This window comes from [Lactobacillus] timonensis, assembly GCF_900240275.1.
In the GTDB taxonomy this organism is placed as follows: Bacteria; Bacillota; Bacilli; order Lactobacillales; family Lactobacillaceae; genus Limosilactobacillus; species Limosilactobacillus timonensis.
In genome coordinates, this window is sequence record NZ_LT964761.1 from 90,565 (window position 1) to 113,249 (window position 22,685).

The 22,685-nt window shown below is 45.6% G+C and carries 28 protein-coding genes and 1 other annotated feature; of the genes, 4 read left to right on the forward strand and 24 right to left on the reverse strand.

From position 1 onward, the window contains the following. Positions 1-45: 45 nt before the first annotated feature. Positions 46-249, reverse strand: a binding site (T-box leader). A gap of 49 nt (positions 250-298) precedes the next feature. The 3 genes from C1710_RS00460 to C1710_RS00470 form a co-directional block, all read right to left on the reverse strand. Next, the gene (locus C1710_RS00460) at positions 299-637 is read right to left on the reverse strand and encodes a winged helix-turn-helix transcriptional regulator (protein WP_102278859.1); all 339 of its coding nucleotides are present in this window, start codon (positions 635-637) and stop codon (positions 299-301) included. Beyond that, positions 630-1,154 (reverse strand): HD domain-containing protein, encoded by a 525-nt coding sequence (locus C1710_RS00465; protein WP_102278861.1) that lies wholly within the window; start codon positions 1,152-1,154, stop codon positions 630-632. The genes C1710_RS00460 and C1710_RS00465 overlap by 8 nt, the downstream gene beginning before the upstream one ends. A gap of 115 nt (positions 1,155-1,269) precedes the next feature. Further along, positions 1,270-2,037: a TrmH family RNA methyltransferase gene (locus C1710_RS00470; protein WP_102278863.1), complete on the reverse strand. Its 768-nt coding sequence runs from the start codon at positions 2,035-2,037 to the stop codon at positions 1,270-1,272. Between the two features lie 62 nt (positions 2,038-2,099). Between C1710_RS00470 and C1710_RS00475 the strand changes: the two genes are divergently transcribed. From C1710_RS00475 to C1710_RS00490, 4 genes are all read left to right on the forward strand, one after another. Then, the gene (locus C1710_RS00475; RefSeq protein WP_102278865.1) at positions 2,100-2,372 is read left to right on the forward strand and encodes an acylphosphatase; all 273 of its coding nucleotides are present in this window, start codon (positions 2,100-2,102) and stop codon (positions 2,370-2,372) included. A 72-nt stretch (positions 2,373-2,444) separates the two neighbouring features. Beyond that, entirely contained in the window at positions 2,445-3,365 is a 921-nt protein-coding gene (yidC, locus tag C1710_RS00480; RefSeq protein WP_102278867.1) for a membrane protein insertase YidC, read from the forward strand. 51 nt (positions 3,366-3,416) lie between these two features. Beyond that, the gene (locus C1710_RS00485; protein WP_102278870.1) at positions 3,417-3,827 is read left to right on the forward strand and encodes a peptide deformylase; all 411 of its coding nucleotides are present in this window, start codon (positions 3,417-3,419) and stop codon (positions 3,825-3,827) included. A gap of 79 nt (positions 3,828-3,906) precedes the next feature. Next, positions 3,907-5,220: an MATE family efflux transporter gene (locus C1710_RS00490; RefSeq protein WP_102278873.1), complete on the forward strand. Its 1,314-nt coding sequence runs from the start codon at positions 3,907-3,909 to the stop codon at positions 5,218-5,220. A 53-nt stretch (positions 5,221-5,273) separates the two neighbouring features. On the opposite strand, the gene C1710_RS00495 is transcribed toward C1710_RS00490, so the two are convergent. The 21 genes from C1710_RS00495 to rpmI form a co-directional block, all read right to left on the reverse strand. Beyond that, positions 5,274-6,599, reverse strand: coding sequence for an ISL3 family transposase (locus tag C1710_RS00495; protein WP_102281683.1), 1,326 nt, complete (start codon positions 6,597-6,599; stop codon positions 5,274-5,276). Positions 6,600-6,981: 382 nt separating this feature from the next. Then, on the reverse strand, positions 6,982-8,274 hold the full coding sequence (gene hisS, locus C1710_RS00500) for a histidine--tRNA ligase (protein ID WP_102278875.1): 1,293 nt from the start codon (positions 8,272-8,274) through the stop codon (positions 6,982-6,984). 336 nt (positions 8,275-8,610) lie between these two features. Further along, entirely contained in the window at positions 8,611-9,135 is a 525-nt protein-coding gene (gene hdcB / locus C1710_RS00505; protein WP_102278878.1) for a histidine decarboxylase maturation protein HdcB, read from the reverse strand. Between the two features lie 98 nt (positions 9,136-9,233). Next, the gene (gene hdcA, locus C1710_RS00510; RefSeq protein WP_102278880.1) at positions 9,234-10,169 is read right to left on the reverse strand and encodes a histidine decarboxylase, pyruvoyl type; all 936 of its coding nucleotides are present in this window, start codon (positions 10,167-10,169) and stop codon (positions 9,234-9,236) included. Between the two features lie 262 nt (positions 10,170-10,431). Continuing rightward, complete coding sequence (gene hdcC, locus C1710_RS00515; RefSeq protein WP_102278882.1) at positions 10,432-11,892, reverse strand: histidine-histamine antiporter; 1,461 nt, start codon at positions 11,890-11,892, stop codon at positions 10,432-10,434. A 316-nt stretch (positions 11,893-12,208) separates the two neighbouring features. Next, positions 12,209-13,672, reverse strand: coding sequence for a HAMP domain-containing sensor histidine kinase (locus tag C1710_RS00520; protein ID WP_102278885.1), 1,464 nt, complete (start codon positions 13,670-13,672; stop codon positions 12,209-12,211). A gap of 27 nt (positions 13,673-13,699) precedes the next feature. Then, positions 13,700-14,389, reverse strand: coding sequence for a response regulator transcription factor (locus C1710_RS00525; protein ID WP_102278888.1), 690 nt, complete (start codon positions 14,387-14,389; stop codon positions 13,700-13,702). Positions 14,390-14,581: 192 nt separating this feature from the next. Further along, positions 14,582-14,737: a hypothetical protein gene (locus C1710_RS08225; protein WP_180961262.1), complete on the reverse strand. Its 156-nt coding sequence runs from the start codon at positions 14,735-14,737 to the stop codon at positions 14,582-14,584. A gap of 6 nt (positions 14,738-14,743) precedes the next feature. Next, a complete protein-coding gene (locus C1710_RS00530; protein WP_102278890.1) occupies positions 14,744-15,454 on the reverse strand; it encodes a CHAP domain-containing protein in 711 nt (236 codons plus the stop codon). Between the two features lie 172 nt (positions 15,455-15,626). Next, positions 15,627-15,806 (reverse strand): 50S ribosomal protein L32, encoded by a 180-nt coding sequence (gene rpmF / locus C1710_RS00535; protein ID WP_102278893.1) that lies wholly within the window; start codon positions 15,804-15,806, stop codon positions 15,627-15,629. 56 nt (positions 15,807-15,862) lie between these two features. Continuing rightward, complete coding sequence (locus C1710_RS00540) at positions 15,863-16,414, reverse strand: DUF177 domain-containing protein (RefSeq protein ID WP_102278895.1); 552 nt, start codon at positions 16,412-16,414, stop codon at positions 15,863-15,865. 76 nt (positions 16,415-16,490) lie between these two features. Next, positions 16,491-17,621, reverse strand: a complete 1,131-nt coding sequence (locus C1710_RS00545; RefSeq protein WP_102278898.1) for a nucleotidyltransferase — start codon at positions 17,619-17,621, stop codon at positions 16,491-16,493. A gap of 11 nt (positions 17,622-17,632) precedes the next feature. Next, positions 17,633-18,376, reverse strand: a complete 744-nt coding sequence (locus C1710_RS00550) for a class I SAM-dependent DNA methyltransferase (protein WP_102278900.1) — start codon at positions 18,374-18,376, stop codon at positions 17,633-17,635. After that, a complete protein-coding gene (gene rsfS, locus C1710_RS00555) occupies positions 18,376-18,732 on the reverse strand; it encodes a ribosome silencing factor (RefSeq protein ID WP_102278902.1) in 357 nt (118 codons plus the stop codon). Before rsfS ends, C1710_RS00550 begins: the two co-directional genes overlap by 1 nt. Continuing rightward, complete coding sequence (gene yqeK, locus C1710_RS00560) at positions 18,732-19,340, reverse strand: bis(5'-nucleosyl)-tetraphosphatase (symmetrical) YqeK (RefSeq protein WP_102278905.1); 609 nt, start codon at positions 19,338-19,340, stop codon at positions 18,732-18,734. The genes rsfS and yqeK overlap by 1 nt, the downstream gene beginning before the upstream one ends. Next, positions 19,333-19,968, reverse strand: a complete 636-nt coding sequence (locus tag C1710_RS00565; RefSeq protein ID WP_102278908.1) for a nicotinate-nucleotide adenylyltransferase — start codon at positions 19,966-19,968, stop codon at positions 19,333-19,335. The genes yqeK and C1710_RS00565 overlap by 8 nt, the downstream gene beginning before the upstream one ends. A 19-nt stretch (positions 19,969-19,987) precedes the next feature. Beyond that, positions 19,988-20,299 (reverse strand): ribosome assembly RNA-binding protein YhbY, encoded by a 312-nt coding sequence (gene yhbY / locus C1710_RS00570; RefSeq protein WP_102278911.1) that lies wholly within the window; start codon positions 20,297-20,299, stop codon positions 19,988-19,990. A gap of 12 nt (positions 20,300-20,311) precedes the next feature. Continuing rightward, positions 20,312-21,436, reverse strand: a complete 1,125-nt coding sequence (yqeH, locus tag C1710_RS00575; RefSeq protein ID WP_102278913.1) for a ribosome biogenesis GTPase YqeH — start codon at positions 21,434-21,436, stop codon at positions 20,312-20,314. Continuing rightward, positions 21,436-21,966, reverse strand: coding sequence for a YqeG family HAD IIIA-type phosphatase (locus C1710_RS00580; protein ID WP_102278916.1), 531 nt, complete (start codon positions 21,964-21,966; stop codon positions 21,436-21,438). The genes yqeH and C1710_RS00580 overlap by 1 nt, the downstream gene beginning before the upstream one ends. 121 nt (positions 21,967-22,087) lie before the next feature. After that, complete coding sequence (gene rplT / locus C1710_RS00585; RefSeq protein ID WP_102278918.1) at positions 22,088-22,441, reverse strand: 50S ribosomal protein L20; 354 nt, start codon at positions 22,439-22,441, stop codon at positions 22,088-22,090. Positions 22,442-22,483: 42 nt separating this feature from the next. Beyond that, complete coding sequence (rpmI, locus tag C1710_RS00590; RefSeq protein WP_102278920.1) at positions 22,484-22,681, reverse strand: 50S ribosomal protein L35; 198 nt, start codon at positions 22,679-22,681, stop codon at positions 22,484-22,486. Between the last annotated feature and the right edge of the window lie 4 nt (positions 22,682-22,685).

Below are 22,685 nucleotides of genomic sequence, written 5' to 3' on the forward strand. Positions count from 1 at the left end.
GGCAATTCCTCCTTACAATCACGGGTAACAAAAAACACCTCGTCCGAAAGGGACGAAGTGCTCGCGGTACCACCCTAGTTTGCGGAATTGATCCGCACGCTCAAAATGGATAACGGCCATCAGCCGGGGAATGATTAATTCCCACTCCGAAAGTGAAATTCGCATTCTCATTTAGCAGGCGACTTTCAGTCAGCGATCGCCCTTCCCTAACAAAACGAGAAAACTACTAGCTTTCATCAACGTTTTTCTTGATAGGTACATTTTAGGCTTGGCCAAGTTGATGGTCAAGCCTAAAAAATTAATTTGTCTGACAATACTTATCGCTCCACTGGTGGACAGCCTGCATTATTGGCGCCAGGTCCCGCCCTTCTGCAGTGAGAGAGTAATCAACCCGGCTTTCGCCCGGATATGTATTTCGTGAAACGATCCCGTCGGCTTCCAGTTCCTTCAACCGCTCGCAAAGGACCCGGTCGCTGCATTCACTGACGTGGGCAGCAAGGTCCTTGAAACGTTGGGTATCCTCGTTGAGTAAGACCTCAATAATTAGCCCATTCCACTTCTTACCAAGGATAGTGAACGTATGGGCAAAACGCGGACAAAGTGTAAAGCTGTCATTCTTCATTGCTGTGCTAGCCATTGAATCTCCCCCTTTGGTGGCGTTTATGCCTTAACTTGCTCATTTGAACTTCAACCATTCGCCGCAGCGGTCCGAAAAATTCGTGTTCGGCTTCGTAGTCATCAACCAACGAAACGATCAAACTCTCCGGATAACGTGGCACTGCCATCGTTGCCCCAAACATATGCTTTAAAATAATATCTTTTTCCTTCTTGTTCAACTCGGTAATCTTTTCCGCGTTGCGCAAGGCCACCCGTGGGTGGATGAAAGCGTGGGTGCCAAGGTCAAACTTAGTAGTTCGCCAGTCATAATAGAACATATCATGCAAGAGCCCGGCCCGGGCAGTGCTCCGGTAATCGAGGTGCAGCTTCTTGGCAATTCGGTAACTATCATAGGAAACCGCAATTGAGTGCTGCAAGCGATTGGAATGGTGGTGCTGAGTATAGTTAGCCAGTTTTTTGACCGCTGGTTGTGACAGTAAGTCTTCCACAATCGACAAATACTCAGGATCATTACGCCATTCGTTTTTACTCTTCATTTAAAGTGCCGACCTCCTTTGACAACGTCGACCAGCCACGTAGTTGAATGGTTTTACTTACTTTATTATAGCATCTTGCCGCCCGTTCGCATAACGAAATGCTAGTGGCCACACCTTACTGCTTGAGGGTAAACATTAAAATCCCCGCCGACACAGCAACGTTCAGCGATTCTGCCTCACCCTTCATCGGAATATAAAGGTTATCATCGGTCCGCTTCAGCAAGTCGGCTGACATCCCGTTGCCTTCATTACCCATAATCAACGCAAAGGTTTCGCCAGGGTGGACATCCCGGTAGTTCTTGGCTTGGGGGTTAAGCTGGGTCCCGTAAACGGGTGCCCCGGCCTGCTGAAAGTCAGCAATCCACTTGCGAAGGTCACCGTTAACCAACAGCAGGTGAAACTGGCTTCCCTGCATGGACCGCACTACCTTCGGGCTGTATAGATCCGCCGTCTTATCGTTAACGACCACGCCAGTAAAACCGGCAGCATCTGCTGTCCGGATCATTGTCCCGACATTACCTGGATCCTGAACCCCGTCCAGCATCAACCAGGCCCCGTGGATTTCACGTGGTTGAAAATGCGTGTCGGGCAGGTCTGCCACCGCCGCAATTCCCTGCGGTGTGACCGTTGGCGTAATGTGTCTCATAATTGCCGGCGTTACTTCATAAACTTCATCGACCAGTGATACAATATCACTATGCTCCTGCAGTTCGTCTGCAGTACCGATTAGCTGACTGACGTGGACGTGTGCCTTGAGTGCTTCTTGCACCAGGTGCCAGCCATCAAGCAGGTATAAGCCGGTTTGCCGGCGAAACCGCTTGGTTTGTAATTTTTTCCAGTTCTTAACGTGCTGGTTGTGAATTGATGTTAGCTGTTCTTGCATGATTTTCACCTCAGTCGTTCATTATACCATTTTCAGACCAATCAATAGAGAGGATTTAAACAATGGTAAATTATCACTTAGTTATTACCGGCCGTGTCCAAGGCGTTGGCTTCCGCGGCTCCACATTAATGGTCGCTCGTGAGATGGGGGTTACTGGTTACGTGGCCAACCGCGTTGACGGGAGCGTCTTTGTTGCCGTCCAGGGAGAACCAGCAGTCGTTAAGTCCTTCATCCAAAAAATGTGTGACGGACCGACACCTTATGCCCGGGTGGACCACGTTGATGTGAAACCGGCATCCCTGGAACACTTTTCGGACTTCACCGTCCGTTTCTAGGACAACGGTAGCAATCACGCGCTGAATAAGGTATGATATTACCTACTATTGACAATAAAAGAGGAATTCATTGTGAAAAATAAACGTCGCCTGTCCATTTTCGGACTGTTGTTAATCCTGCCGCTGCTATTGGCAGGATGCGGAAAGCAGAGTAATGGCCATCCCCACGGTTTTATTTACCGCTACTTCGGGGTGCCGATGATGCACCTGATGGAATGGTTTGCCAAGCTGTTTAACGGAAATTACGGCTGGGCACTGGTTGCCATCGTGGTGATTGTCCGTTTAATCCTGCTGCCGCTAATGATCGACCAGATGAAGAAGAGCACGCTCAGCCAGGAACGCTTAAGCATGATTCAACCGCAAATGCGTGAAATTCAGCGCAAAATGAAGGCTGCTAAGACGCAGGAAGAGCAAGCTGCAATCAGCGCGCAAATGATGCAGTTATACCGGGATAACAACATTAGTTTAACCGGTGGTATCGGAATTTTGCCGCTGTTGATCCAGATCCCTGTGTTTACCGGACTTTATGATGCAATCCGCTACTCCCCGGACCTGGCGAAGGCCACCTTCTTTGGCGTGGCACTAGGTAAGCCAAGCATGATCGTTGCCATCCTGGCCTTTGTCGTCTACCTTGCTCAGTCGTGGCTGATGATGATGGGGACGCCAAAAGCCCAGCGCAAGCAGATGGGCTTTGCGATGATGCTCAGTCCGATCATGATTTTATTCATCTCTATTTCGGCTTCTGCCGGGTTAGGGTTTTACTTCCTGATTGGTGGGATCTTCGCTATCATCCAGACTATCTTCATCAACGCTTACCGGCCACGGTTAAAAGAACGGGTGAAGAAAGAGGCGGCTGCCCACCCGGTAAAAAAGGTGGTCGCCAGTCAACCAACTGTCCACCAGCAAAATGTTGATCAGCTGAAGAATGAGGAGCACCATCCTGATCTCCGTCAGTTAAACGCTGGCAAGCAACGTCACCACGATAAGAATTAACTAGTAGGACCCGTCACAACCGGGCCCTTCTTTCTTTAAGGAGTAAATAATATGATCCAACCAATCGTCCATGATCAAAAGCAATTAAGCAGGCCGTCACAACCGGCTACTCGCCAGGACCTGTCGATCGCACAAGACCTCCTGGATACCCTGGCAGCTCACCAGCAGAACTGTATCGGCATGGCGGCGAATATGATTGGCCAGCAAAAGCGGATCATCGCGGTCACAATGGGCATCACTAACACGGTAATGATCAACCCGCAAATTATCGCCAAAAGCGAACCGTACCAAACACAGGAAGGCTGCCTCTCCTTACCTGGTCAGCGGTCAACCCGTCGGTTCAAGAAAATCACCGTCCGTTTCCTTAACCAGGATTGGAATCAATTAACCCTTCCACTCAGTGGCTGGGTAGCAGAAATCGTTCAGCACGAAATTGACCACTGTGACGGAATCATCATCTGATTTTTTCCGAACGATGATTGACGCCCGTCTATTACCGCTGGTAGAATAGTCTGAATACGTTTTTATTGGCGGTGAAAAAATGACCCTTACCAAAGAGCTCAACCACTACATTAAACGGAACATTGCAGCTTCCGTTGGGCTATCCATCTATATCCTGATCGACACGATTTTTATTTCCATGACTGGTGGTTCGATTGGGATGGCTGTCCTCAACCTCTCCTTACCCCTCTTTAGCTTATTTAACTGCTTGGGGATGCTGCTAGGGGTTGGCGGGGCAGCTTATTATTCGTTAAATAAAATTAGCCACCCCGAGCGAGTGGAAACACTATATAGTGAAATTATTATCTTTGCACTAACCATCGGCTTTCTGATTGCATTAGGAATCAATATCTTTATCCACCCCCTGCTCGCTATTCTCGGTGCCGATTCCCAGACTATTCCGATGGCAATTCCATATGTGAGAATTATGGCAATAGCAGCCCCCTTTACGATCTGTAATTACATATCTATCAACTTCATTCGCAACGATGGTAATCCTACATTAACAATGATGGCTACGCTTATTGACACCAGTAGTGTAGTTATAGTAGATTGGTTTTTAATTTTTGGTCTTGGTCTACATATGGAGGGGGCAGCTGCTGCAACTATCTTTTCACCTATCTGCTCGCTATGTATCTTGTCAAGGCATCGTCACTTTGCTAAACGTCATTTACAATGGCACTGGGTTTTTCCAAAGTTTACGACAATAGTCCAAGCTGCTCGACTCGGAATTGCAGCTTTTCTAAACGAACTCAGTACAGGCGTCAGCGTTTATGTTTTTAACATTGTTCTACTGAAACTCGCAGGAAACTATGCTATTGCAGCGTATGGTATTATGTCAAACATTGCAATCATCACTATTGCAATTGCTAACGGCGTGGCTCTTGGTGTCCAACCCATTGCTAGTCGAGAGTATGGAACTCATCACTATAGAAATGTGCGACAAGCATTTTGGCATGGCCTAAAAATTACCGTTATTATTTCTTTGTCTTTGTTCATAATTTTGACATTATTTCGAACTCAAGTTGTTTCTATTTTTAATACTCATCACCAAGCAACAATGATGAAATACGCTACTAATGGATTGCCAATCTATTTTTCCAGTGCTATATTCACTGCAATTAATCTTCTGTTAATTCTCTTCTTAACTGCTATCAATGCTGCTAGTACTTCCTTTTCAATCTCACTATTACGAGGATATATCATTCTCTTACCAATGATTGTGCTGATGGGATTAATCTTTGGAGTAAATGGCGTTTGGGCAGCTGTTCCAATTACCGAATTATTAACAACCATTATAGGTAGTGTTGCAACTCACTTTTGTTTATCCAAATTTAACAATATAAACGAATAACCTAAATTAAAAGGCTCTTTGTCAATCGGTACTGATAGCTAATTTTGACCAGTTCAAGCAACTAGTTTGCTTGGGCTGGTTTTTCTTGTGATTATGGGTGCCTGAACCATGATGTGCGAATTTTTTAATGCTATTAGTATGCGAATCCGGAACCGGAAAAAGTTGCGAAAACCATAAGCCGTCCGTTTGATTACTTTGATTTTGTTATTAGTACCCTCAATGGGACCATTAGTTAACTGGTATTGAAAGCTCCTGATGATTTCTTCCTGGTGTTGCCGTAAAGTCCGCTGGACTTTTTGTAATTGTTTAGGCAGATTAGTGAGTTTGCGTTGTAAGAGTGCCGTTAACTCTGCTGCTTGACCTTGATCCACTGCCTCTATCAAAGTTTGGTAGTAGTCATAAGCTATTTGCAATTCGGGTGACATGGACAAAAGCCGATCAATGACCTCACTATCAGACAACCAGGCGCCACGAAAGTTGCGCCGTGGATAGTGGTGAATATTATCTAAATGAGCGATTTTTTGTAAAAGTAACTTCCAGAAACGCTTTAAAACGCGATACTCGTGGGTGCCATGACCATAACGATTCATTACTTTAATCCGCACCGCTTGAAGTGCCCGATACGCCTGGGCAACGATATGAAAATGATCGGCAATAATTCGGGCATGAGGAAAGAGTTCCTTGATTAAGCTCCGGTAAGGGTGATAAAGGTCGACGACAATCAAACGGAAAGAACATCGGGCCCGCCGGCTAAAGAGACGATAAAGGTAGTGCTTGAAATAAAGCGAGTTCCGGGATTTAATAATATCGATGGTGCGATGATTAGTCGGATTCATTAAGAGCATGCTCATCCCACTATCAGCGAATTGGCCTGACTTGAAGTCATCAAAAGCAATCGTTGCCGGCAGCCAATCTTTCTCAGGAACAAAGGTGTTTTCTAGCGTATCGATGGTTCTGGCAACGGTACTAGCAGACACGTAATAGTTATGGGCTAACTCTTTCTGTGAAATATTACGGTGAAGGTCTTTGATAATGAATTGCTTCACGTTATTAGCAATCCGACAGCCGCGGCTAATGCCTTTAATCGTGGCGATTTTCGTCACGGTTTGCGGACATTTAGTGGACGGCTTACAGATATACTGCTGTTTTTTAATCATGAGAATGGTCTTTACACCAGCGACCGACAGGGCGGTAATGACTACTGGGCGATGACGAAAACCATTCTTCAACATCGGGCGTCCACAAACAGGACAACGACATTCACCAGTCTTGACCAAATGAATGATTTTGGTTTGGTCATCAATAGTCTCAGCCCCTTCTTTATCCAGCTGAAGCCCTGGGTCTTGGATTCCGGTTAAAAAGTTGATATCATTAGTCATGAGGATTAATTTCCTTTCTGGAGGACAATCACCACGATTTAGGCTTTGGGGTGATTGTCCGTTTTTTTTATTGTCATCNTTATCCAGCTGAAGCCCTGGGTCTTGGATTCCGGTTAAAAAGTTGATATCATTAGTCATGAGGATTAATTTCCTTTCTGGAGGACAATCACCACGATTTAGGCTTTGGGGTGATTGTCCGTTTTTTTTATTGTCATCATAAACGAAAAACGGTACCGATGGAAAATTCCATCAGTACCGAATAGTGTAGAACCAATTAAAAAAGGATTAGCCATGACTGTGGCCAATCCTTTTTGCTTATTACTTACAGTTTAATTTATATTCGTTCATTGCTTATTACAGTTTTACAGTTTTATTTACAGTTTTATTTTAAGTATTGGGATGGATTTTCAAGAAGTTCGTTCACGGATACCTTAACTTTTTCATCAGAGCTCGTCCCACTCAGTTCCAAAGTCTTACTATCCACTTCTTTACTACCTATTACAGCAAAATACTTACTATTTCTTCGTGTAGCTTCTTTGATTTGAGTTCCAACTTTTAAACCCTGATAATCTTTGTCAACTTTAATACCTTTTTCACGAAGTGTTTCCATTAGTGAGAAAGCAAAATCGTTACCAGCTTTATCAGCAGTTACAAAGAATAGGTCCAATGATGGTTTGGGAATAAAGTTTTTATTCTCATTTTTCAGCAACAATAATAGACGCTCAACACCGATACCATAACCAATCCCACCTTCATCAGGACCACCTAATTGAGAGATTAGCCCATTATAACGGCCACCACCACAAATTGTAGTGTAACCACCGCCAAAGACAGGCGCATTAGACATGATTTCAAAAATGGTGTGAGTATAATAGTCCAAACCACGAACCATGTCCGGATCTACAACATAATCAACGTTGAATTCGTCAAGGATTTTCTTAACATCATCAAAATACTTAGCAGAGTAATCTGACAAAGAATCAAGAATGGAAGGAGCGTCTTTTACAATTTCTTTATCATGAGGGTCCTTACTATCCAAAACACGAAGCGGATTCTTATACAATCTCTCTTGAGAATCTTCACTCAATTCATCATAAAATGGCTTTAAATAGTTAATTAAAGACTCACGATACCTTGTACGAGTCTCATTATCACCTAAAGTGTTAATTGCGACCCTAAGATTTTTGACTCCTAATCTCTTGAAGAATAAGAGAGCCTCCAAAATAACTTCAGCATCAATTTGTGGAGATTCACTATTTAATGCTTCACAGCCGATCTGAGTAAATTGACGTTGACGACCTGACTCAGGACGTTCATATCTAAACATTGGGCCCATGTAATATACTTTATACGGTTTCGGGCATTCTGGACCAAATAATTTATTTTGGACATATGCACGAACAACACCAGCCGTACCCTCAGGACGTAAAGCAATGTGACGATTACCCTTATCGTAGAAATCATACATTTGCTTTTCAACAATGTCTGAAGTATCCCCAACGTTTCGAGAATATACGTCAAAGGCTTCAAACATTGGTGTCCGAATTTCGGAATAACCAAACTGGCTAAAGGTTTGCCTTGCGACACCTTCAACCTTTTGCCACAGATCACTATCACCTGGCAAAATATCAGCAGTTCCACGTGGCCGCTGATACTTTACTTTCTTATTGGGCATATTCTTTCTCTCCTTTCCATTAAAAAACTCCCTAAAGATAATAAAATCTTTAGGGAGCTTACTACTATGTGTTTTTACCTCATCCATAATACTGTCCAAGTATTATGACACACCTGCTGAGTAACCAGCAGCCGGGGTAATAACGCTCCCCATCACGATATATATTACTTTGTTCACATATACGGTTTTGCAAGTAACTAGTTTTAGCAATATTACAATAGATTCAATGAATAACTACTGAAATTAGGACGCATGCATAGGCTTGCGTATTACCTTAATGATGTTGACTTAATATTAACTTTTGAAATGCAAAATGTCAATATCAAATGATCAGATTTATTTACCAGCTTTGGGATAAGCAGGATTTGCATCATCATACTGGTAATGGCTAATATGGCCATCCTGCATCCAGCGACGCAATCTGTCATTTTCTTCTGCATGATCCGGATCAAGTAACTGAGGAAACTCTCCCCGAATTGTATTATCATAGCCAGCTAATGTAATCGTTCTTGGTTTAACATCCTGGATATAGTCAAACGCACGTCCAGCTATGATGTCTTTTAATTGGAAAGTTTCGCCACTCTTAAGAGTAATAATTACTTCGCCATGAGGAACTGGCTTAACAAACTTGACACTTTCAACATCACTCTTGTGGAATTGCTTTAAGGAATTACCGTTCGCGATGTAAAAGTCTTTTATAGACGTTAAATAAAAGACATTTTGACCATTCTCATGATTAATGATAACCTGTGAGAACCTTACGCCACTATTCTTTACTAGTTTCATAAGTTCATCAGTAATCCACTTCTTAGGAATGGCTTCGTGAATGCGGCCCATACTAACTTCATAATTATCATTCATAAATTTAAGCTCCAATATTATGGACTCAAGAAAAAGAAGAGGTAGCCAAACAAAACTACCCCTTCTTCTTCGGAAATCGATTGGCTGTTATATACTAATTAGTACTTAAGAGCGTTATTAGCTGACAGAGACTTGTATCCCATCTTCTCCAGCCATTCTGGCATCGTTAAGTTCTCCATAATTTCCATATCCTTGTCAGGAGTGAGGATAGACCCACCAGGAATGGAATCTACTGGCATTGAAACATAAGGAGCAACAGTAATAGCGTTACCAATCTGGCCTGGCTTCATCATAGCATGTGCGAAACCAATCCAAGAACCCTTGAATGAAGCCTTAGCGTCTTCACCACATTCGGCAATTGACTTAGCCATTGCCATACGACGGCCTTTCAGGTATTCAATAAGTTCATCTTCGTTAGGAGTTTCCCATACACCGGCATCTTCAACGAACATGCTGGAATCCTTTGATGGATCCTTAGCAAATGAAATAGCGATAGCAGACCAAACACCATAACCCTGACCTGGCTTCATGTCAGCATCATTCTTTGGACGTTCTGCAGTAACACCCTTGTTAGCACAAACAATGAATGAACCAGGAGCTGGGTAGTGACGACGGTTTTCTTCGGTACCAAAGTATTCAACTAAGGAGTCTTGAAGCGGCTTAGCATCGTAAATTGGAAGATCAGAACCATCCCACTGCTTTACTGTAAATAATGGCTTTGCCTTGTCTACTTCTGGGTTACGAAGCATATCATAACCAATCAAGTGACCTTGTGGGCCAGTGAATGATGAGGCAGTGGTCATGTTAATTTGACCAATGTAAGCATTCTTACATTCAGCACGGTCATATGAAACAATACCGTCCAGAACATCGTCATCACTCTTGTCACGAACACCAGCATCAACCTTTAAACCTGTAACATAACCGTTACCAAGGTTACCTGGTTCCATGTAACCACGTGACCATTTAGTGTATGGACTGATGGCAATGCGATCAACACCAAGTTTATTCAACTTCGTATCTAATTCTGACATAATAAATCCTCCATCCAAAAATAAAATAAAACTGTAAAAACTATAAGTGTAAAGAATAAATAAGCAATGAACGAAAACGCTTTCTACTCTTCACATTTCTTAGTATACCACTGCATCATTTTTTTGTGAAGAGATTCCCAATACAAATAGTCATTTTTAAAGAACATATTTAATTTATATACATAATATACAAATCAAAAAAGCCATACGATAAAACGTACAGCTTTTCTGATTTGTACCAATGAACTAAGAAATAATATCATTAACCCTTAGCAAGAACATATATCCCGTAAAGAGCAACTAAGACAATTACGATAGCGAAAATTAATTCACCTTTCGTGAATGCCTTCTTATTGTGTTGCTTACGTGCCCACATATATACTGGAATACCTACTGCATAGAAGATAAATGAAATCAAAGTATACTTGATTTCAGCAGAATATGCCATGAAGAGAATGTAAGCAAATGCAAGCAGACCAATAATCATACCATTCTGTTTGCGGTGCTTAGTTTGACTATCAAAATCAGTCATAGATGGACGCGAAATTTTAATCAGGTACATTGCACTGAACAGATATGGTGGAACGGTCATAACACCAACAATAGTCAGTAACATTTGATATGCACTCTCGTCAAAGTGTGCAATCAAAATAATAATCTGAATAACGACAGTTGCAACAATGATTGAGAATGCTGGTGCACCATTCTTATTAACCTTAGCAAATGCTGCTGGGAATGATCCTTCAGATTGTGCAGCGTGCTGTGGTAATTCAGCAAGCATTTGAATCCATGAAATCCAACTGGAGAATACCGCAAACAGCAATGCGATAGTGATAACATCTCGACCAATAGTACTGTGCCACAAATTAGTCAGAATGTATGCAGTTGATGGCGAAGTTAACTTTGCAAGTTGACCATAGCTGTAAACACCAAGTGACAGTGTACCAACCAGGGCGTACATTACTAGACAAACAATGAAGCCCATAACAGTTGCCTTAGGAACTTGGCGAACATCACGTGCCTTGCCAGACATGACAACGGCACCTTCAATACCACCAAACAGCCACAAGGTAACCATCATAGTATTCATCAATTGATGCATAACGCTGCCCATCGGCTTGTCGCTTACCTTTGCTACAGCATGTGTAGCATTAGCGTTCAAAGTAAATGTGTGAGGATCAAAATGAATAGCAACAGTGATCAAGAACACAATAACAACGGCAAGCATAAGCACAGTTGAGAATGATTGAACCTTACTTGAAACTTCAACACCACGAAGTACCAGAGCTGTAATAGCCCAAGTGATAATGGAAGCACCAATAACTGATGGCCAGTTATTACCACCGGTAAATACACCAGGGAAGAAGTAATCAAGAGTACTCATAACAAGTACCGCATATGCCGCATTAGCAGCACATTCACAAATGAAGTAAGCCCATGCGGTAAAGAACCCACTAAAGTCCCCGAAACCAACTTGAGCATACTTGTAAAGACCAGCAGTTAAGTCAGGCTTAACATCACTAAGAATAACGAACATTTCAGCGATAAACCAAATACCAATACCAGTTACAATCCAGGAAATAATCTGAGCAGTTAACCCAGCTTCCATAGACATGTTCTTTGGTAAGTCAAAAACACCTGACCCAACCATGGCACTAATACATAGGGCTAGTAAGCCGAACAAGCCAAGCTTTCCGGCAGAAGCCTTGTTATCATCAACCATAAAAACACGACCTCTCTAAGAGTAAGAAAAAAAACATAATTGCAAAAAAGTAGAAATGTTCTCGTTCATGCTCAATTCTAACACTCTGTATACTTCCATTCAAACAGCGTTTTAAGGAAATAATGAGATAATAAGGTCATTGAGAATTCATAACAACGAAAAATTATATTCTATATGTTAAGTGATTATTACAATTCATTTCCTACTCATCTTAGGGGAACGCAAATTATAAATTATGAATAATATAAAAAATAAGAACATTGATATAACTCAAATGTTCTTATTAGTTTTAAATTTTTCAAGCACCACAACATTATTAATCTTCAGCAATCGGCAAAGTTACCCGGAAAATCGAACCGTACCCCAGTGAACTCTCCAAGCTGATAGTTCCGTGGTAGCCCTCCACCAGCCGCTTGGCGATGGCCAGGCCGAGACCGTTGCCACCCTTTTTGCGACTGCGGGCTTTATCGACCCGGTAAAAGCGGTCAAAGACTTTCTTGGTTTCTTCAGGGGCAATCCCCTCCCCAAAGTCCTGCACAGCGATTTCCACCGCGTTCAGACTCTTTGACAGGGTAATGTGAACTTCTTTCCGCTGTGTCGAATACTTAATGGCGTTATCACAAAGGATAATCAAGATCTGTTCTAAGTGATCACGGTGTATTTTGACTTTGACTGGCCGATGGAGGTCATCATCGAGCATAAAAACAAAGTCGGGATGGATCATCTTAAAGTCGTTATAAACCTGGTTGACGACGTCATTGACCACCGTTGTCGAGTCACGGAACTGGATATCAACTTGTTCCGCCCGGCTCAGGTCTAACATTTCCTTGACCAGGTTGTTCATCCGCTTCGTTTCCTGCATGATCGCGTCAATGGATTCGTCAAGAATTTCGGGCTTTTCTTTCCCCCACCGCTGGAGCATTTGAATATGCCCCTGAATAATGGCCATTGGCGTCCGCAATTCATGGGAAACGTCGCCCACAAACTGAGATTGCTGGTTGATGTAGCGCTGCGTCTGATCCAGCATTTTGTTAAACATCTGTCCCAGCTTCGCCAGCTCATCGTTTGCCCGTGAAACCTCAACACGGGCATCACGGGTCGGATCCGCGCTGACTTCCTCCAGAGTCGAATGAATGCTGTTAAGCGGCGACAATAACAAGTACGTTAAAAAGTAGCCGAGCAGCCCGCTGAGCAGAACCACCAGCAGCAACAACAGCAAGGCAATTACTGCCATGTGAGCAAACCGCTTGTGGTAGCTGTTCAGTGGGTTTTCAACTTGCAAGTAGCCAATTACTTGCTGGCTGCCCTCCCGCCGTAACGGTCGGCTAGCCAGCAGAATCCGGTGGTCGTTTCCCCTGACTAGCTGGGCGTTCTTTTCCCGGGAGCTTTTAACCAGTTTTTTCTGCGGCTGTCCCGTCGAAAAAACCGGTTGTCCTTGCCGGTCATAGATAGTCACCACCAAGTGGCTGTCTGCCAAGCCCTCGACTACTGGCGTCTTATAAAAATTGCCGGTTGCCCGTGCTGGCTGCTTTTTCAGTAGCGCGTCTTGGACATTATGCTCGGTCAAGGAGACTGGATGTTCATTTTCCAGCCGATGGCTAATTATCTGCGCACTGCTGTTAACCGCCTGTTTTTCCTGCTTTAACAGGTCAGAGTTAAATGACCAGAAAAGAGTCGAAGCGAGAGCAACAAAAATGACGAACGCACCGAGGGCCGTTCCAATTGCCCACTTCACTTTTAATGAAATAAAGCGTTTCTGTGGTTCCTGTTCAGAGTTCATTGCTTAACCCCACTTTTTCAATGGCAATTACGAACGCATTACGTAACCGGTCCCCCGAACGGTCTGGATGTAACTCTTTTCACCTTCGCGGTCAATCTTGTTTCTGAGATAACGGATGTAAACATCAACCACGTTGGTTTCAACGTCAGAGTCGTAACCCCAAACCTTGCTTAATAGTTCTTTTCGCGGCATCACAACGTTGATGTGTTCCATCAAAATTAAGAGCAGTTCGTATTCACGCTTCGTCAGGTTAATCACTTCGTCCCCCCGCCGAACGACGCGGTTTTCTTTTTCAATGGTCAGGTCCTTGTATGTCACCATCTGCTGATGAGCTTCGTTGCTCTTGTCCTCGATCTTAATCCGCCGCAGCAGTGCCCGAACCCGCGCTAATAACTCCTCGATTGCAAACGGCTTGACAATGTAGTCGTCTGCCCCGTGATCCAAGCCGGAAACCCGGTCGATCACCGAATCGCGGGCCGTCATGATAATGATAGGCGTGTCCTTGATTTCACGAACCCGACGGGCCACTTCAATCCCGTTCAATTCCGGCAACATCAAGTCAAGCAGGATTAAGTCGTAATCATCCTTGAGGGCCGCGTCCAAGCCAGCCCGGCCGTCCAATTCCACCTGCGTGTCGTAGCCCTCGTGTTTCAGTTCCAGGTCAACGAAGCGCGCTAAATTTTCCTCATCTTCAATAATTAAAATCCGACTACTCATAAAGTTAACTCCTCAAAATTTGATTACCGTCGTAACGGTCTTATCTCACCAGTTAATTTAATCCTCACCTAACCGAATGAGACAATCGTTAATAATCGTTAATGTGATTATAACTCATCCTAATCCGCCTTGTACCGCTTTTTCACTAAAAAGACTGCCATTCATTGTTCGGATGACAGTCTTTCATCGATTTTACCAGTTTAATTGCCACCGTGATGAATTTGGTGCATCAACATTTGGCGTAAAGAACTGAGCGTGAACAACGTCCTTGTACAGGTGCTTGGAAATCAACATGTAATTCCACTGGTTAGCTGCTGGTCCATGGCCGTTGTTTCCACCAGAGTACAACCCATTTTACTCGGCACAAATAATGTCACCGTTGGCCAGGACGTGGATCACGACAAAGGTATGGCCATAGGGGTTCGTTCCCAACGGTTCCGGATGGTCGTGACCAGTTCCGGCAATGGCGCCAGCATGCGGTGTACTATCCGTGTGACCACCAACTGCCTGAGCCCAATCGGCCGCCGCATCGCCACCTGCAGGAACCGTCCCCCGTGGCAGACGCTGACCGCTGCCTTTTTGCTGCCAAAGAGCATAGAAATAACTCGACGCAAAACCAACACACTGGTCTGCAGCGACCCCACTACCATTGAACCAGCCCCGATCAGTTTCGTAACCAAGGCCAGCACTCCGCGGGGTCTGCAGGTATGGTTTAATGTCAGCTGGTTCCTGCCCGAGATACCAACGAATAACCCCACCATTGGCATCGGCATTTTCTTTCACCGTTCCAGTCCCGTCTGGACGAACGGCATGCACTTCACTGGGTGTAAAGGCAGTGCTCGATGGTGAAGCGGGCAACTTCGCAGTTGCCGCCGTTTCTTGGTTTGTCCGGTCAGCACTCAAGCTGCTGGCCGTCGCGTTCAATGTCGACTTGTTGACCAGCGCCAGTGGAACTGCTGTCCGGTGTCGAATACCGGCAACAACCGTCGAAGCAGTCATCGGCATGGCCAGCATGATCGTTCCCAAAATCGTCATGAAATTGCTTGACAAACGTGCGAGTTTCAACCTAATTCCCCCAAAAGACTAAATTTACCTTAGTAAAGATAGCAAATTTGGCGGTTGTTATCCGTTTTTCAAACTGATTGTTAGCAGATTAAAATCTGTTTGTAAAATTTTGTTACATAAATGAAAAAAGCTTCCAAGGACCGGTCCCTTAGGAAGCTTTTTCGTTGTGAAATTAGTTGTTAGGTGTAACAACCTGCTTGCCATCATAGTAACCACAGTTAGGGCAAACCATGTGTGACTTGCGCAATTCACCGCAGTTTGGGCATGGTGCCAGGCCAGGGACAGTCAACTTAATGTGACCCCGACGAGTACGCTTACGCATCTTGGATTTTTTCCGTGCTGGAACAGCCATGAGTGACACCTCCTTAAAATAGAATTATCCACAAAGGTTTTTAACCGTCGGCTAACCTACTTTTTTTCATCCTGATCAGGAAATAATTGTTTCAACTTAGCCAAACGTGGATCAACTTGTTGATCGTTGCCCTGCTGAACTTGATCTTCGCTGACTACCTGCCATCCTCGACCAGCTGGCATTGCCTTACCGGCCGCCTCTTCCTTGGTGAGGATTCTTAGCGGTAGCTGCTCAATGATGTTTTCAGCGACGGCAGAATCGAGATTAATCGTCCCGTGATCCGGGTCGATGACAAACACCACTTCATCCTTTTCGTATCGGTTCAGGTGGGACTTATCACCCACGTACGACTCCGTAAAATCGAAGTCAAGAGATAACGGTACGGGAGCCAATGACCGGCTAGATGGAACCGTCAGTTTAACTTTGACGTTAACGCCAAGGGTCGCATCCCCGCCATCATAACTCAGATAACCATCGACGATCGCCGGCTCAACCGCCAGCACCATGTCTGGAAAACGCTTCGTCATTGGCTCATTCAGCTCAAGAGTTTGCGTAATGTGAAGTGGGGTATCGTGATATTTGCGTGCTTCAGATAGTGACCATTTCATGCGCTAAACCTCCTAATGCAACATGATGAATTATACTAGCCGCCCCGTTTATTGTCAATGTTATTTCCTTGACAGCCTACAGTCGCAGTGGTGGCTGTTTTAAATCCTGCTCCTGCTTGGTAAAGACCTGATATAGTTTGCCGGCCCGGTAATCAAGGTTCATCATCCCCCGCTTGAGGTCTTGGTCCACCTTGACAATCAACGGGTACGGTAAACCTTTTTTAACCTGGTGTAAATAACGTTGTCCGGTAGCAGTAAAGCCAAGGACGTGATAATACGGTCTGGTCATTGCTTTTTCAACTTCAGTAGTGGTCGCTTGCAGGAGGAGATAAAATTCGGCACGTAATAATCGGGCGTAGGTATAACGTTTCGACTTAACAGCGCGCTGGAATCCTGTAAAAGTTAAGTTTCTCTCTGCAGCATCCTTCATCAGGTATTCCAGACCTTCCGCCACTTCGTAAGCTTCCGCCAACCGAGCAACGGGTGCCTGGATGAGCTGGTTGCGCAATAGCGGGTACAACTGGTCCCACGTTGGCACTGACACTACCTCACCCAGGTCGGCAGCCGTTTGTGCTGGTACCGTCTGGACCGGAACCTGTCCATTAGCCACTGCTTGGCGGATAGCTGTCGCGCTAGCCAAGTTTCCGCTCAAGTTATGATCATGATACGCACTGCCAATGCGCTCAATGGCATGCAGTGCAAGGGGCAATTTCTCCTCTGCCTTGGCCTTATAGTAAGCAAAGGCCAGAATATCATTGGGATCCATCAACTGATGACCAGTTTGCTTGGCGAGCTCCTGGTTGAACTGGGTCGCAAAGGTGGCGTTATAGCGCTGGAAGCTGGCCGACTGGAATGATTTTTCAGCTGCGACCATCTGTTGAAAGTCCCAATCAGGGTGTTCAGCGCCAAAGACAACGTCAGCAACCCCTAGTCCGGCCAACAACCGTAATGCGCCAGCCGCAAAAAGGTGGGCCGGCTGAACGGCATCAAAGACCGGTAGCTCCACTACCAGGTCAACCCCGCTTTGCAGGGCCTCCCGAGCCCGCTGCCACTTATCAACGATGGTCGGCACTCCGCGCTGCGTAAAGTTACCGCTCATCACCGCCACCACCACGTCTGCCCCCGTCAACCGCTGTGCCTGCTGGCGGTGGTAGAGGTGGCCGTTGTGAAAGGGATTATACTCAGCCACTAAACCAACTGCTTTCATCTCGTCACCCCCTAACGATGACACTCGAAAAACCAGCGGGACGTGGTTTTTGTTAGCTGCTGTTGACCAAAGCCTGCCGTAACGGATACTTTGTTAAAACCTGCAGCCGCCAACTGCTCTTGCCACCATGATAGTGGATATGCCCGTTCAAAATGCATTTCCGATTGCCGCTGATAGCTACCATCATCGGTCCGATTAAAAATTACTAGGTCATGGATAACACCGTGAGCCACGTCATCATCAGCATACGACCGCCACATCAGTGCTGCCTGCTCATCGTCTGTTTCGTCATTATACATATAGCCAGGATAAATAACGTCTGTCTGGTATGGTGTGATCACGTCAAACAGGAAGATCCCTGTATCGGTCAGATGAGCCGCCACCTCGTTGAGTGTTTGGCTGACCAGCGCAGGTGTTGGCAGATAGTTCAGTGAATCTGCGTAACAGGTCACGACATCATAGATCGGCAAGCCCGCCAGCTGCGTCATATCCCCTTGGACGAACGTCAAGTTAACATTGGCTGCCGCGGCGTGTTCTGAAGCCAGTGCAAGCATTTCCTCAGATTGGTCAAGGTCGGTCATTTGCCAGCCGCGCTGAGCCATCAAACTAGCAAAACGACCAGCTCCCCCCGCAAGGTCGAGGACGGCTGGTCTTTGCAAATGAACACGCTGCTGACTAAAATCAGCCCAGTGCTCATACATTACCGGATCAAATAGCTGATCGTAGATCCTGGCAAAACTTTGGTAAACACCCATTATTCGTTAACCCATGCGCTAAGGTCGACCAGTGGCGCATCAGACCACAGCTTTTCCAGGTTATAAAATTGCCGCGTCTCTTCGCGGAAAATGTGAACGACCACATCGCCGAGGTCAACTAAGACCCATTGAGCTGCGTTTTTTCCTTCAACACTGCCGATTTCAATCTTTTGTTCATGCGCCATTTCCACAATCGCATTGGTAATAGCCTGCACCTGGCGGTTAGAACCACCGGTCATGACAACAAAGTAATCGGCCATCGGACTAATTTGGTCCACTTTCATGGCCACAATATCTTCAGCCCGCCGTCCGTCAGCGGCCTTCACAACAAGTTCGAGTGTTTTTTTACTATCCATTAAAGTTCTCCTTTATTTTGTGGTACCCAGGCATTGTAGGTGAGAATAGTAGCCGGGTAAACAGGTAAGTCCCGTTCCACCAGGTAGGCCAACGTCTGTTCAGTCTGGTAGGCGACACCCAGTTTTAAACTTTTAGCCGTCAATTGACGGGCCTTCACGACCTCATCAAAACTGCGTCCCGGCTCAATATAATCAGCCATGTAAATAATTTGTTCCAGGCGGCTCATCACTGGCGCACCAGTTGTGTGGTGGCGGATTGCGTTCAGGATATCTTCATCCCACACACCTAGCTCGTGCTTGACCATTTCAGCACCAACAATTCCGTGCCAAATCGCATTATTCCAGTTTAACAAGTCGGGATCCAAACCATCTTGTTTAATCTCTTTAATAAAGTCTTCATCAGGCCGTTGCTTGGCATAGTCGTGGCAAAGACCTGCAACACTGGCCTTCTCTGGGTCAACCCCGTATTGCTTGGCTAGCTTTATTGCCGTCTCCTCGACCCGCAGGACGTGGTGGAAACGATCCGTAGTAAGTGCCTGGTCTAGCTTGTTAACGAGCTGCTGGCGACTTAATGGCAACAAGTGCTGCTGGTATTCAATCTTAGTCATGGTACAACTGATGCTCCTCAATATAATCTTCAACTGCTGACGGAACCATGTATTTAATAGACTGACCCGTCTTTACCCGTTGACGGATATCCGTTGAACTAAAATCAATTTGCGGCACGTCCACCCAGGTGACGGGATAAGAAGTTTCATTTTTTGCCCCTGGACGCCGAACACCAACAAAGTGAACGAGCTTAACCAGGTCATCAATCCGGTACCAGGTAGGTAAATAATCAACCATGTCGCCGCCAATAATAAAGTAGTAATCAACGTCGGGATGGCGTTCCTTCATCCGTTTGACGGTATCGTAACTATAACTAGTCCCCCCACGTTTGACCTCATCCAGCTCAAGACCAAAAAAGCTATTATTAGCGATAGCTAGCCGCAGCATTGCTACTCGGTCTTTGACATCAATGGCTTCCTTATGGTCAACGTGTGGCGGTTGAGCATCTGGCAAAAACAAAACCTGGTCTAAACAGAGGGCCTTGCCAGCCTGGTCGGCCACTAATAAATGCGCATTGTGTACGGGGTTAAACGTCCCTCCGTACAAGCCAACACGCCGCCGCTTGCTGAAAATCAACGGTTGTGGCGCTGGTTGCACGACAACCCCTGCCTGTTTTTGCTCCTGCATCACTCTCACCACCAATTAATTAAATTTTGTCAACCTTGGTTGATAAATCACGTTGTTTCTCGTTGGCCGACTCCTTAAATAACAACAGCACCCGACCAATTTTTTGAACAACTTGAATGTCGGTGTTACTTTCAATAAACTGAGCTGTTTCTTCGACAGTCGTGTCGGTATTTTGCTGGAGGCTCACTTTAATTAGCTCTCGCCGGTCCAGTGCACCATCTAATTGATCGAGCCACGCCTGTGTTAGACCGTTTTTGCCGACACTAAAGATCGGCGACAAGTGGTTGGCCTGTGCCCGTAAGTATCGTTTCTGTTTTCCACGTAACTGCATTGTTTTCTCCTTTTAAATCATTGCCCGACGCAAAACCACGCCGACACCCTTCGGCGCCCAGCCAACGACCGAACATCCTGCCGGTACCGTGACCCAGCCCAGACCTTCAATCACTAGGTCGCTGCGCTGCGAGACAGCGAAGCTATGCTCAACCAGTGGCGGGATCTCCTTCAGTTCCTCCTTCGTTGGCGGCGTCAATAATTCACCGGCATGCTGCTCGTAAAAATGGTCTGCGTTGGCCAGCTTGGTGCGGTGAATCATCAGATTATTATCGAAGTAGGCGTTAAACCCCGCCTTCGGTCCACTCACATAGTCAAACCGTGCTACCGCCCCGAAGAACAACGTTTGCCACTCAGTCAGCTGGTAAGTGCGCGGTTTAATTTCTCGTTGCGGAGAAATAATCTTGAGATCATTCGCCGGTAAGATGTGGGCCATTTGCTCTTCATGAATAATCCCCGGCGTGTCGACCAGCTGGTGTCCATCGTCCAGCGGAATTTCAATCTTATCAAGCGTCGTTCCCGGGAAACGCGAAGTGGTAATGAGATCGCTAACGCCCGTTCTTTGCTTAATAATCGAGTTAATTAAGGTTGACTTACCAACATTAGTAACACCCACAACATAGACGTCGCGTCCCTGCCGGTAATGCTCAATTTTATCCAGGAGTGAATCAATCTGACGGTTTTTCTTTGCTGATACCAGGACTGTTCCTACCGGACGAATCCCCGCCTGATTAACCTGCTGGCGCAACCAATCGCGTAACTTGCTCCGCCTTAACGACCGCGGCAAGAGGTCTTCCTTATTCCCCACAAGCAGGACGGGATTATCCCCGACGAACCGGTGCAAACCCGGGATTAAACTACCAGTGACGTCAAAAATATCGACAACATAAACAACTAATGCATTAACTTTACCTAATTGGTTGAGTAACCGTAAAAAATCATCATCGTTCAGTGAAACCGGGGCAATCTCGTTATAGTGCCGGAGACGAAAACAGCGCTGACAATACAGTTCATCGTTCGCTAGTCCACGCTCCAGCGCACTCTTCGGCGTATAACCAACCTCGTTGGGATCACTCGTCTGAATGACTGCACCACAGCCAATGCAACGAAGTTCTTCTTTATCTTGTGATTGATCCATTAATTAATTTTCTCCTGCCATTGAATTTCTTCCGGAAAACGGCGCTTTAATTGTTTCATAACTGGTTTTTCGGCCAGACGGTTAATCTTCGTTACCCACTTATCAGTACTAATCAGTGGCTTGACCAACGCACTACGGACACCAGCACTGTTAGCAGCGGCAATATCGGTCATTAACTGATCGCCAACCATCAGCACTTCACTCTTCTTGAGGCCCAGTTTTTGCCGTGCCCGGGTAATACCAAAACCGAGCGGCTTTAATGATCGCGCCATGAAAGGCAAATCCAACGCTTCGACCGCCTTGCCAACCCGCTTAGCAGTATTATTGGAAATGATAATTAGCGGAATGCCAGCTGCCTTCAGCCGTTGCATCCAGTCGCGCATTTCAGGAGTCCCGTTGGGGTTGTTCCAAGCAGTCAGCGTATTGTCTAGATCGCTAAAAACCGCACGAATACCATGCCGTTTTAGTGCTTGAGGGTCGATTTGGTAAGCCGTTTCGATCATCCACGTCGGTTTAAAAAGCTCAATCATGTTCGTAATCCTTTCTCAATGGTTCCAAAAATAATTATAACGGCGTCTTTTCGCTGGTTCAAATTTTTGAAACAAAAAGCGGGGAACCGGTAACCAGTCCCCCGCCAATAAAACTTCTTAATTACTTAAGAGCACTCTTAGCTTCGTTAACAATGGCAGTGAATGCGTCTGCATCGTTAACAGCCAGGTCAGCCAGCATCTTCCGGTTGATGTCGATGTTAGCCAGCTTCAAACCGTGCATCAGCTTGCTGTAGCTGATCCCGTTCATGCGGGCAGCTGCATTGATCCGTGCAATCCACAGTTCACGGAACTTACGCTTGTTAACCTTCCGGTCACGGAATGCGTAAGTGTAGCTCTTCATTACCTGGTCTTTAGCAGTCTTGAACAGGGTACCCTTTGAACCACGGTAGCCCCGTGCCAACTTCATAATCCGCTTGCGCCGTGCGCGCGTTACTGTTCCACCTTTTACTCGCATTGTGTCGTTTCCTCCTCGTTAATCGTTAATAATACCGTCTGCTTACTTGAATGGCAGCATCTTTTTGAAACGCTTGATGTTCGTTTGGTCCATCATACCAGTACCGCGCAGTTGACGACGTTGCTTCTTAGTCTTGCCGTGAAAACGGTGGCTAGTGAATGCGTGACCGCTCTTGAAACCGCCCTTGGCAGTCTTCTTAAAACGCTTTGCAGCAGCGCGATTAGTCTTCATCTTTGGCATAAGA

Excerpts from the sequence above, each read along its gene's own strand:
- C1710_RS00460 (WP_102278859.1), bottom strand. The coding sequence starts at position 637 with ATGGCTAGCACAGCAATGAAGAATGACAGCTTTACACTTTGTCCGCGT.
- C1710_RS00465 (WP_102278861.1), bottom strand. The coding sequence starts at position 1,154 with ATGAAGAGTAAAAACGAATGGCGTAATGATCCTGAGTATTTGTCGATT.
- C1710_RS00470 (WP_102278863.1), bottom strand. The coding sequence starts at position 2,037 with ATGCAAGAACAGCTAACATCAATTCACAACCAGCACGTTAAGAACTGG.
- C1710_RS00475 (WP_102278865.1), top strand. The coding sequence starts at position 2,100 with ATGGTAAATTATCACTTAGTTATTACCGGCCGTGTCCAAGGCGTTGGC.
- C1710_RS00485 (WP_102278870.1), top strand. The coding sequence starts at position 3,417 with ATGATCCAACCAATCGTCCATGATCAAAAGCAATTAAGCAGGCCGTCA.
- C1710_RS00490 (WP_102278873.1), top strand. The coding sequence starts at position 3,907 with ATGACCCTTACCAAAGAGCTCAACCACTACATTAAACGGAACATTGCA.
- C1710_RS00495 (WP_102281683.1), bottom strand. The coding sequence starts at position 6,599 with ATGACTAATGATATCAACTTTTTAACCGGAATCCAAGACCCAGGGCTT.
- hisS (WP_102278875.1), bottom strand. The coding sequence starts at position 8,274 with ATGCCCAATAAGAAAGTAAAGTATCAGCGGCCACGTGGAACTGCTGAT.
- hdcB (WP_102278878.1), bottom strand. The coding sequence starts at position 9,135 with ATGAATGATAATTATGAAGTTAGTATGGGCCGCATTCACGAAGCCATT.
- hdcA (WP_102278880.1), bottom strand. The coding sequence starts at position 10,169 with ATGTCAGAATTAGATACGAAGTTGAATAAACTTGGTGTTGATCGCATT.
- hdcC (WP_102278882.1), bottom strand. The coding sequence starts at position 11,892 with ATGGTTGATGATAACAAGGCTTCTGCCGGAAAGCTTGGCTTGTTCGGC.
- C1710_RS00520 (WP_102278885.1), bottom strand. The coding sequence starts at position 13,672 with ATGAACTCTGAACAGGAACCACAGAAACGCTTTATTTCATTAAAAGTG.
- C1710_RS00525 (WP_102278888.1), bottom strand. The coding sequence starts at position 14,389 with ATGAGTAGTCGGATTTTAATTATTGAAGATGAGGAAAATTTAGCGCGC.
- rpmF (WP_102278893.1), bottom strand. The coding sequence starts at position 15,806 with ATGGCTGTTCCAGCACGGAAAAAATCCAAGATGCGTAAGCGTACTCGT.
- C1710_RS00540 (WP_102278895.1), bottom strand. The coding sequence starts at position 16,414 with ATGAAATGGTCACTATCTGAAGCACGCAAATATCACGATACCCCACTT.
- C1710_RS00545 (WP_102278898.1), bottom strand. The coding sequence starts at position 17,621 with ATGAAAGCAGTTGGTTTAGTGGCTGAGTATAATCCCTTTCACAACGGC.
- C1710_RS00550 (WP_102278900.1), bottom strand. The coding sequence starts at position 18,376 with ATGGGTGTTTACCAAAGTTTTGCCAGGATCTACGATCAGCTATTTGAT.
- rsfS (WP_102278902.1), bottom strand. The coding sequence starts at position 18,732 with ATGGATAGTAAAAAAACACTCGAACTTGTTGTGAAGGCCGCTGACGGA.
- yqeK (WP_102278905.1), bottom strand. The coding sequence starts at position 19,340 with ATGACTAAGATTGAATACCAGCAGCACTTGTTGCCATTAAGTCGCCAG.
- C1710_RS00565 (WP_102278908.1), bottom strand. The coding sequence starts at position 19,968 with ATGCAGGAGCAAAAACAGGCAGGGGTTGTCGTGCAACCAGCGCCACAA.
- yhbY (WP_102278911.1), bottom strand. The coding sequence starts at position 20,299 with ATGCAGTTACGTGGAAAACAGAAACGATACTTACGGGCACAGGCCAAC.
- yqeH (WP_102278913.1), bottom strand. The coding sequence starts at position 21,436 with ATGGATCAATCACAAGATAAAGAAGAACTTCGTTGCATTGGCTGTGGT.
- C1710_RS00580 (WP_102278916.1), bottom strand. The coding sequence starts at position 21,966 with ATGATTGAGCTTTTTAAACCGACGTGGATGATCGAAACGGCTTACCAA.
- rplT (WP_102278918.1), bottom strand. The coding sequence starts at position 22,441 with ATGCGAGTAAAAGGTGGAACAGTAACGCGCGCACGGCGCAAGCGGATT.
- rpmI (WP_102278920.1), bottom strand. The coding sequence starts at position 22,681 with ATGCCAAAGATGAAGACTAATCGCGCTGCTGCAAAGCGTTTTAAGAAG.